This is a genomic window from Microcystis sp. M53603_WE2 (genome assembly GCF_030065435.1).
In genome coordinates this window covers 1-2,196 of record NZ_JASJFF010000200.1, presented here as the reverse complement: position 1 = coordinate 2,196, position 2,196 = coordinate 1, and the positions used below count along the sequence as shown (strand labels likewise).

3 protein-coding genes are annotated in these 2,196 nt (G+C 47.9%); all 3 read right to left on the bottom strand.

From position 1 onward, the window contains the following. Window positions 1-258: 258 nt before the first annotated feature. Window positions 259-576: a 30S ribosomal protein S10 gene (rpsJ, locus tag PX481_RS04310; protein WP_002740287.1), complete on the bottom strand. Its 318-nt coding sequence runs from the start codon at window positions 574-576 to the stop codon at window positions 259-261. A 90-nt stretch (window positions 577-666) separates the two neighbouring features. Further along, window positions 667-1,896 (bottom strand): elongation factor Tu, encoded by a 1,230-nt coding sequence (gene tuf, locus PX481_RS04305; RefSeq protein ID WP_288093770.1) that lies wholly within the window; start codon window positions 1,894-1,896, stop codon window positions 667-669. A 152-nt stretch (window positions 1,897-2,048) separates the two neighbouring features. After that, the coding region (locus tag PX481_RS04300; RefSeq protein WP_288093771.1) for a hypothetical protein at window positions 2,049-2,196 on the bottom strand (148 nt) is incomplete at its 5' end.

The following is a 2,196-nucleotide window of genomic DNA, read 5'->3' as shown; positions in this document are numbered from 1 at the left end:
TTCAGGGAAAAAGTCCAGGAATTTTCGCCCCGATCCCTCCAATGGCTGGCACTTTTTGAGGTCAAAAAAGTCTAAAAGTCTTATCCAACAAGGTTTTTAGATTTATTCAGCCAACCCTATTTAAAGAGCAACCGCCACCTTGATGGGCTGCTGGGGTATCTAATGGCGATTCTCACCCACACAAACTAGACGAGAAGCACCATAACAAAGAGTCTCTAAGAAAAAAAGATGTTAGCGATAACATCTTTTTGACATTTTTTACAATTTAACTTCAATATCAACCCCTGCGGGTAAATCTAATTTCATCAAAGCATCGATTGTCTTAGAAGAGGGTTGGTAAATATCAATAATGCGGCGATGGGTGCGGGTTTCAAAATGTTCACGGGAGTCCTTGTCAACGTGAGGGGAACGCAGGACACAATAAATCTTTCTTTTGGTCGGTAGGGGGATCGGTCCGATCGCTGTGGCGTTAGTTCTATTGGCAGTATCGACAATCTTCTCGCAGGAAGTGTCAAGTAAGCGCTGGTCAAAAGCTTTCAAACGAATGCGAATTTTCTGTTGTTGTAGCGTAGCCATAATTTCACCTATTGCAATTGTCAAGGTACAAAATAAAGACAGTAACGGAGCAGCTTTTAAATTCACTGCCCCGTTAATTAGTAGATTAGCCTACTTGATAATTTTCGAGATAACGCCGGAACCGATGGTGCGACCACCTTCGCGAATAGCGAAGCGCATACCCTGTTCAATAGCGATCGGGTTGATCAGTTCCACGGTCATTTTGATCCGGTCTCCCGGCATGACCATTTCTACAGTGCTGCCATCATCGGCGGTGTAGTCTTGGATAGTACCAGTTACGTCGGTTGTGCGTACATAGAACTGAGGACGATAGTTTTTAAAGAAAGGAGTGTGACGACCACCCTCTTCTTTACTTAACACATATACCTCACCTTCAAACTGGGTGTGGGGTTTGATTGTACCCGGTTTAGCGATCACCATGCCGCGCTCGATGTCGGTTTTTTGGATACCACGCAGGAGGATACCAGCGTTGTCACCAGCCATCCCTTGGTCGAGACTTTTCTTGAACATTTCGATCCCAGTAACGGTGGTGGCGCGGGTATCTCTGATCCCCACCAATTCCACGTTATCACCCACTTTCACAATACCGCGTTCGATCCGACCGGTAGCCACCGTCCCCCGACCAGTAATCGAGAATACGTCTTCTACCGCCATCAGGAAGGGTTTATCGATATCCCGTTCGGGGGTGGGGATATAGCTATCTACCGCTTCCATTAATTCATAAATTGCGTCCACCCACTCGTTATCGCCTTTTTGGGCCTTGGGGTTTTTGGTCATGTAATCGAGGGCTTCTTTAGCAGAACCGGCAATAATGGGGATTTCGTCGCCAGCGAAGTCGTAATTGGTGAGAAGTTCGCGTACTTCCAGTTCTACGAGTTCCAGTAACTCCTCATCATCCACCATATCTTTTTTGTTGAGGAAGACCACGAGGTTAGGTACACCCACCTGACGAGCCAGCAGGATATGTTCCCGGGTTTGGGGCATCGGGCCATCGGCGGCCGAGACCACGAGAATACCACCGTCCATCTGTGCCGCACCGGTGATCATGTTTTTTACATAGTCCGCGTGGCCGGGGCAGTCAACGTGTGCATAGTGGCGACTGGCGGTTTCGTACTCAACGTGAGCGGTGTTGATGGTGATCCCGCGGGCTTTTTCTTCGGGAGCGGCATCGATTTCATCGTATTTTTTAGCTTGGGCATTACCCAGAGCCGCTAGGGTCATAGTGATAGCGGCGGTGAGGGTAGTTTTGCCGTGGTCAACGTGACCGATCGTGCCGATGTTAACGTGGGGTTTCGTCCGTTCAAATTTAGCGCGTGCCATTTACTTTCTGTTCCTTTGTTTTTTTTCTTCTTCAGGTGGGTGAATAGTAATCAGTCACCAGAGATCAGTTTTAAGTTAGCAGTTGTTAGGGTTGACCGCTCGAATTTAAATGATCGGTTTATTCTCACTGCTCACTGCTCACTGCTCACTGATTAGCCATTCCCTTTACTTTTGGTGATAATCGTCTCGGCCACGTTGCGGGGGACTTCTTCGTAATGGCTAAATTCCATGGTGAAGATGCCCCGTCCTTGGGTTTTGGAGCGAATATCAGTGGCGTAACCGAACATTTCCGCTAGGGGA

Coding starts and splice junctions, on each gene's coding strand:
- rpsJ (WP_002740287.1), bottom strand. CDS start 576: ATGGCTACGCTACAACAACAGAAAATTCGCATTCGTTTGAAAGCTTTT.
- tuf (WP_288093770.1), bottom strand. CDS start 1,896: ATGGCACGCGCTAAATTTGAACGGACGAAACCCCACGTTAACATCGGC.